This is a genomic window from Streptomyces bambusae (genome assembly GCF_020532645.1).
In the GTDB taxonomy this organism is placed as follows: Bacteria; Actinomycetota; Actinomycetes; order Streptomycetales; family Streptomycetaceae; genus Streptomyces; species Streptomyces bambusae.
Genome location: NZ_JAJAUZ010000004.1, coordinates 219034 through 226127 on the forward strand (window position 1 = coordinate 219034; position 7094 = coordinate 226127).

Consider the following 7094-nt stretch of genomic DNA (forward strand, 5'->3'; position numbering starts at 1 on the left):
ACATGTCACGCGACACCACGGTGACCGAGAGGTACATGGAGAGGGCGGGACGCATTCAGGGGCCGGCCTCCGAGAAGGAACTCGACGGCTACTACGGCGGGTACGCGCCCCGTCCGGTCTTCCTCTCCGCGGGAGAGGTGCAGCAGCTGTCCCGGGACCTCGCGGTGCTGCGCGGAGCGCTCTTCCGCCTGCCGCGCCTGCTGTTCGACGGAGACCTCGGCGCATTCGCCCGGGCCAACGGAATGGGCAGGACGCAGGTGCGCGTCATCGAGCGCGCCTCCGCCGGCGTGCCGAACCCGCCGACCAGCATGGGACGGGCCGACCTCTACGCCGACCGGTCGGGCTTCCGCCTCATGGAGTACAACATGGGGAGCACGATCGGATTCGACAGCGGAGACATCTGCCGCGGCATCATGGAGAACGCCGGCTTCCGCCGGTTCGCAGAAGAAGAGGGACTCCAGCACGTCGACACGCTGACCGAGCAGGTCCGCACCTTCCGGCAGGAGATGGGGCTGGCGCCCGGCGACCGCCCGGTCATCGCGCACGTCGAATGGTCCGCGTACATCGAGAAGAACCTGCCGTACATGAGCACGCTCTGCAGGCGATGGCGAGCCCACGGGCTGGACGTCACGCCGTGCCATGTCGGGCAGCTCGAGCGGCGGCACGGCCGGCTGTGGCTGGAGGACCGTCCCGTCGACATCGTCTACCGGCAGTTCCTGATCGAGGACCTGGTCGACGACGACGCCGAGGCCCGGCTCGAGCCCCTGCTCGGAGCCCTGGAGAACGGTGAGGTCCGCATGTTCACCTCACTGGAGTCGGAACTCTGCGGCAGCAAGGCGTCCCTGGGCATGCTCTCCGAGCGCGCGAACCGGCACCTCTTCTCGGCGGAGGAGCTGGACGTCATCGACCGTCTGCTGCCCTGGACCACCTCGGTGACATCGGGACCCGTCGTTCTGGAAGACGGCACCGAGACGGTTCTGCTGGATCACGCCGTGGCCGAGCGGCACGAGCTCATCCTCAAACCCACTCTCCTGCACGGCGGGCAGGGTGTGGTGCCGGGCTGGTCCCCGGACCTCACCCCGGAGGGCTGGCGCGGTCTGCTGCTGGACGCGCTGGACGGTCCGTACGTACTGCAGCGGCGCATCCACCCGGTACCCGAGCCGTTCCCGGATCCGGACGGCGGATCCCGCCCGTGGATCGTGAACTGGGGAGTGGTGACGATGGCATCGGGATACGGCGGTCTGTTCAACCGGTGCGCCCCCGTGGACGGAGGTCCCGACGTGCTCAACCTCGACCGCGGAGCACTGATCGGTTCGGGATTCCACGCCGGCCCGACCCCCCGTACGTGACGGACCGCACGCACCGGCACGTCCCGCACACACGACGGAGCTCCGGTGTTCGCCGGGCCGGGGCTCAGCGCTTGCGGGCCACTCCGCCGTAGATGGCGAGGGCGCCTTCCGCCTCGGCGGTGCCGGCGGCGGGCTGCCAGCGGGCTGCCGGCACCACACCCGGCGCGACGAATTCGAAATCACCGAAGAACTCGGTGACCTGTTCCCGGGTACGGGGATGCATGTCCTCGAAGGCGCGCCTCAGCGCCTCCCCGTCGTTGCGGTCGCTCCACGGGATGTCGCCTGCGATGTGGGAGACGACGAGATAGCTGCCCCGGGGCAGCGCCTCCCGCAGAACTGCCGCAATTCCGGCAGGGTCCGCACCCTCCGGTACGAAGTGCAGGACCGCGGCCAGCACACAGGCCACGGGCCGGCCGGATTCCATCAGGGCCCGGACGGCCGGCCGGGCCAGCAGCTCCTCGGGGCTGCGGATGTCGCCCCCTACGAAATCCGCGCCCTGTTGGCCGGAGATCAGGTCACGCGTGCGCTGTCCCACTGCGGGATCGACGTCGCAGTAGACGACGGACCCCGACGGATGGGCGGACAGGGCGATCTCGTGCGTGTTCGGCGAGACGGGGAAACCGGAGCCGATGTCGATGAACTGGTCGACGCCCTGTCCGGCGAGCCACCGCACCGCCCGGGAAAGGAAGGCGCGGTTCGCCCGCATCGTCGCCAACAGGTCGGGTGCCTGCAGATGGATCCAGGTACCGGCGGCCCGGTCGGCCTCGAGGCTGTTCTCGCCGCCTATGAAGTAGTCGTAGACGCGCGCGGGATGCGCATCCGGGCGCTGCCGGAGTCCGCCGACCCTGCCGGGCTGTGGAGTCATATCGTTCGTCTGCATGACGCGGCGTTCTTCCCCTCGAGTCCGTGTGTTCCGTTGCCTTGACGGGCTACTGGCAGGAAAGGGTGGCACGGAAGCGGAGTGCGCCGGAGTAAGCGGGATGTTCAGCCCCGGGGAAACGGTAAACACGGCATGCCCACCTGATTGAACCCCTCGAGGACGCGCCCGGCGCCGGCGCGGCCGTACCGTCATGCTCGGTACGACGGACCGGTCGTGCCGGTCGGACGACCCGTGGTCGTCCTCTGTCGTGCCTCGTTGGCGCCGAAGAGCTGGGAGAGTTCCGTGCCGCTTCATCCCGTCGCCGAGGGAGTCAGGAAATACCGCCTGGCGGCCGGTTTCACGCCGCTCTACACCATGCCGGTGGACGAGGCGCGGCGAGCGGACCGGGAAACCGAAGCTGCGATCTGGGACTGGATCGAACAACCCGAAGAGGTCTTCGATCTGGACATCGCCGGTCCGGCCGGACCGCTGACGCTCAGGGTGTACCGCCCGGTGGGCCACGGCGACGGTCCGCTGCCCGTGCTGGTGTACTTCTTCGGCGGCGGTTTCGTCGTCGGCTCCCTGGACACGTCGGAGGCGATGTGCCGTGCCCTGTCCGGCATGGTTCCGTGCGTGGTCGTCTCCGTGGGCTACCGGCTCGCGCCCGAGAACCCGTTCCCGGCGGCCGTGGACGACTGCTACGCCGCCGTGAAATGGGTGGCGGAGCACGCGGACCGGCTCGGTGCCGACAGCGCACGCATCGGCGTTGCGGGAGACAGCAACGGCGGCACCCTGGCCGCGGCGGTCTCCCTGATGGCCCGGGACAACGACGGGCCGCCGCTCTCCGCGCAGGTGCTCATCTACCCGGCGATGCGCCACGGTTCGGCGACCGCGTCCATGCGGGCCAACACCGATCCGATGTTCTTCAACGCCCACTCGACCGCCTGGTTCTGGAGCCTCTACCTCGCCGACCCCGCCGACGGCGCCAACCCCTACGCCTCTCCGCTCAACGCGACGGACCACAGCGGGCTCCCCTCGGCGCTCATGATGACCGCCGAGTTCTGTCCCCTGCAGGACGAGGGCGAAGCCTATGCGGACGCCCTCGCCCGCGCGGGTGTGCCGGTGGAGTACCGCCCGTATGCCGGCCTGCCGCACGGCTTTCTGGCCTTGGCGTCGGTCCTCGACACCGCCCGGGAGGCCCTCGGGTCGATCGGCGATTTCCTGCGCCGGCAGCTGGGGTGAGACCGTCGTGATCCGGACACCGCGGGAGCACGGCGTCCACTCGCCGGGCACGGTTCGTCCCGAGGTTCCCCGTCCTCCGCGTACCGACATCGAGCGAGGCCCACAGTGAGCGACTCGAAAGCGCTGCAACAGACGGAAGCGGATCCGCTCGGCAAGGCCCCCGAGGCGGCCGCCGGCCGACGCAACACGGCGGTCCTGGTCGGCTTCACCGCCGTCACGAGCCTCGCCGACGGCGTCATGAAGACGACCCTGCCCTTCCTCGCCGCACAGCTCACCGATTCGCCCACCCAGGTCACCGCGGTCTCGCTGACGCTCACGCTGCCCTGGCTGCTGATCGCGCTGCACATCGGCGTGCTCGTCGACCGGTTCGACCGGCGGAAGCTGCTGTGGGCGGCGAACGGCATGCGGCTGGCGGCGATGGGCTGGCTCACCGCCTCCGCACTGGGCGACGGCGTCACCCTGCCCCGCCTCTTCGCCGCCGGCGCGATCCTCGGTGTCGCCGACGTCATCGCCTCGACGTCCGCCGCCACCCTGGTGCCCGCGGCGGTGCCGGCGACGGCACGGGAACGGGTCAACGCCTGGATGCTGGGCGCCGAAACCGTGGGATTCGAGTTCGCCGGGCCGTTCGTCGGCGGACTGCTGCTGGCCGCGGGGACCGGGTTCGCCCTGGGGGCCACCGGGGTCTCGTACGCCGCGGCCGCGCTCGTCCTGCTGCTGCTGGTGGGCCGGTTCCGGGCCGCCGGGCCCGCCCCGGGAGTGGCGCGTTCCTCCGTCCGCAGCCGGATCGCCGAAGGGCTGCGCTTCATCTGGCGCAACCGGGTGCTGCGCACCCTGATGCTCGTCGTGTCCGTACTGAACGCCACGTGGGGTGCCTGGCTGGCGCTGCTTCCGCTGTACGCCAAGGAGACCCTGGGGCTGGACCCGCAGGAGTACGGCATCGCGCTGAGCGCCCTCGGCATCGGCGGACTGACCGGCGCCCTGGTGGTGACCCGGGTCAACCGGCTGCTGGGCGCGCGCTGGGCCATGTTCGCCGACCTCGTCGCCACCGTCACCATGGTCGCCCTGCCCGTGGTGACGACCAGCGTCTGGTCGGTGGCCGTCGGGGCCTTCCTCGGCGGGTTGGGAGGCACGCTCTGGACGGTGAACTCCCGTACCATCGCCCAGCGTCTGGTGCCCGACGAGATGCTCGGCCGGTTCAGCGCCACGTTCCGCTTCTTCGCGTTCGGCGCCCTGCCGCTGGGCGCCGGTCTGGTCGGCGTGCTGGCCGAACTCGGCGGTTCACGAGCTGCTTTCGGGGTGTTCGCCGTCATCACGACGGCCGCGCTGCTGCCCTTCCTGAGGAACATCACCCACGCGGCGCTGGAATCGCGCTGAGCCGTCCGCGCAGCGGCGCCGGGGTAAGCGTCGTGCGCAGGCGCCGGTGAAAAGACGTCAGCGCAGTGTGCTCCGCGCATGAACTCGGCGCGGACGCGCACGGCGCCGGGGCGACCGTAGCTTCTTTCTCGGTACGAAGGGACGGTCGAGCAGGCCGGCTCAAGGCTTGGTCCTATCAGGGAGGTCATGTTGTCAGCAGCGCCGGCGATCGCGTGGACGGACGAATTCGCCCGAGCCGTGGACAGGCTCATCGACGTCTCCGTCGACGACTACTACAACCCGTACCGGACCTTCGAGTGGCCCGAATCCATCGAGCCCGAAGGAGAAGGGCTGTGGATGAGCCGGGAGCTGCTCTCCGTCCACGGCACCGCCGCGGAGCGCGAACTGACCCCGCAACAGCTCGTCGAGCTCTCGCGATGGGAGAGCGTCAACCTCTACAGCCTGATCGCCCACGGCATCAGGGAGCTGCTCATCGAGGTGATGCGCCGCATCCACACGCCCGGTTACGAGATTCCCACGCCGTACTTCCACCACTTCATCGGTGAAGAGAACGAGCACATGTGGTTCTTCGCCGAATTCTGCCTCCGCTACTGCGGCCGCATCTACCCGGACCGCCGCATGGTGTTCCCGACGGACGAGCGCTCGCCGGAGATGAACAACTTCATCGTCTTCAGCCAGATCCTCATATTCGAGCAGATCGGCGACTACTTCAACGCCAAGATGGCGGCCGACGAGCAGCTTCCGCACACGGTGCGTGAAGTCAACCGCATCCACCACCGCGACGAGTCCCGGCACATCGCCTTCGGCGGGAAGCTGGTGAAGGCGCTCTTCGACGAGGTGCGCAGGACGCACACGGCCGAGGAGGTCGAAGAGGTCGGCCGCTATCTGCGCGGGTACATCGACCTGATCATCCAGATGCTCTACAGCCGCGATGCCTACGAGGACGCCGGCATCGCCGATCCCGCGCGGTTCCGTGCCTCGGTCGTGTCCGATCCGGCCAGGGCGGCGATCACCGCCCGCATCACCGAACGCACCAACAACTTCTACCGACGTATCGGCCTGTTCCACTGACGGGAGATCTCATGCCGACGTTTGTCGCCCCTGGAATCGCGGTGCTGGAATCCGAGGAGACCGTCCTGTTCGATGCCCTCGAGGCGCGCTTCCGGGAGATCGCCGCCGCGCTGGGAGGCCGAACCGTGGCCGGCCCGCCGCTGCTGCCGGTGGAGGACCTGGCACGCCTCGACTTCTTCCGCAACTTCCCCCACCTCGCGCTGCCGGTGGCCACGCTCCCGGACGGCGCCCGTGAGGAGCTGGCACGGGGGGAGACCGCTGTCCCGTCCCCCGGGCACGCGCTCGTTCCGACCGGCTGCTGCCTGCCGACCGCGACGTGCTACGGCCTGCTGCTGACGCTGCGGGACAGCGGGATCGACACCCCGCAGGTCGTCACGTCGATCGGCCGCTGCTTCCGGAACGAGGATCACTACGACGGTCTGCGCCGGCTCCGCTCCTTCCACATGCGCGAGGTGCTCTACGTCGGCAGCCGGGACGGTGTGGTGGACCACCTGACGCGGTCGACCGAGCTGGTTCTGGACCTGGCCGACCGGCTCGGCATCAAGGTGCGCCGGGAGCCCGCGACCGATCCGTTCTACCTCGGCGACGGCGCGCGGTCCCTGTTCAACGAACTGGACCCGGTGAAGTTCGAGTTCGTGGCGGACGACGGGACCGCCATTGCATCGGTCAACCGGCACCGCAACTTCTTCGGCGAGCGTCTGGGCATCCGCTTCGAGGGCGAGCCCGCCTACAGCGGCTGCCTGGCGTTCGGCGTGGAGCGCTGGGTCCATGCGCTGTTGCAGGTGCACGGCGATCCTCAGCGCGCGCTCGGCGCGATACACGAATCTGCGGCCTAGGAGGCAATGGCATGGAAGAAGTCATCACGTGGATCCGGTCCAAGCACCCGGATCTCGAGGGCGACATCGCGTGGGACACCGATCTCATCGAGTCCCGGCTCATCGCGTCGGTCTCGTTCCTGGAGTTCATCGCTCTGCTGGAGGAGCTGTCCGGAGAACGGATCGACGTCGGCTCGCTGAGCGTCGGAGACTTCCGGACCCTCGGCCAGATCAACGAGAGGTTCCTGGCCAAGGTGGCCTGACCAGCAGGAAGTCGGGGGGGGGGGGGGGGGGGGGGCGGCCCCCGGGCCGGGCGGGCCCCCCCGGGGGGGGGCGGGGGGGGGGGGGGGCGGGGGGGGGGGGGGGGGCGGGGGCGGGGGTGGG

At 69.7% G+C, this 7094-nt stretch carries 7 protein-coding genes; 6 read left to right on the top strand and 1 reads right to left on the bottom strand.

Translation table 11 applies throughout. The features are described 5' to 3' along the window. Nucleotides 1–2: 2 nt before the first annotated feature. A complete protein-coding gene (locus tag LG634_RS04915; protein ID WP_226732345.1) occupies nucleotides 3–1349 on the top strand; it encodes a hypothetical protein in 1347 nt (448 codons plus the stop codon). 64 nt (nucleotides 1350–1413) lie between these two features. Here LG634_RS04915 and LG634_RS04920 read toward each other — a convergent pair whose 3' ends face one another. Continuing rightward, on the bottom strand, nucleotides 1414–2229 hold the full coding sequence (locus LG634_RS04920) for an SAM-dependent methyltransferase (protein WP_226732346.1): 816 nt from the start codon (nucleotides 2227–2229) through the stop codon (nucleotides 1414–1416). A gap of 282 nt (nucleotides 2230–2511) precedes the next feature. On the opposite strand from LG634_RS04920, the gene lipP1 reads away from it, so the two are divergent. The 5 genes from lipP1 (at nucleotide 2512) to LG634_RS04945 (ending at nucleotide 6973) form a co-directional block, all read left to right on the top strand. Further along, a complete protein-coding gene (lipP1, locus tag LG634_RS04925) occupies nucleotides 2512–3450 on the top strand; it encodes a LipP1 family hormone-sensitive lipase (protein ID WP_226732347.1) in 939 nt (312 codons plus the stop codon). 105 nt (nucleotides 3451–3555) lie between these two features. After that, nucleotides 3556–4824: an MFS transporter gene (locus LG634_RS04930; protein ID WP_372482369.1), complete on the top strand. Its 1269-nt coding sequence runs from the start codon at nucleotides 3556–3558 to the stop codon at nucleotides 4822–4824. Nucleotides 4825–5010: 186 nt separating this feature from the next. Beyond that, complete coding sequence (locus tag LG634_RS04935) at nucleotides 5011–5895, top strand: diiron oxygenase (protein ID WP_226732348.1); 885 nt, start codon at nucleotides 5011–5013, stop codon at nucleotides 5893–5895. A gap of 11 nt (nucleotides 5896–5906) precedes the next feature. After that, nucleotides 5907–6731 carry an aminoacyl--tRNA ligase-related protein gene (locus LG634_RS04940; RefSeq protein WP_226732349.1) on the top strand — a complete coding sequence of 275 codons (825 nt, stop codon included), beginning with the start codon at nucleotides 5907–5909 and terminating at the stop codon, nucleotides 6729–6731. Nucleotides 6732–6742: 11 nt separating this feature from the next. Next, nucleotides 6743–6973 carry an acyl carrier protein gene (locus tag LG634_RS04945; protein WP_226732350.1) on the top strand — a complete coding sequence of 77 codons (231 nt, stop codon included), beginning with the start codon at nucleotides 6743–6745 and terminating at the stop codon, nucleotides 6971–6973. Nucleotides 6974–7094 lie beyond the last annotated feature (121 nt).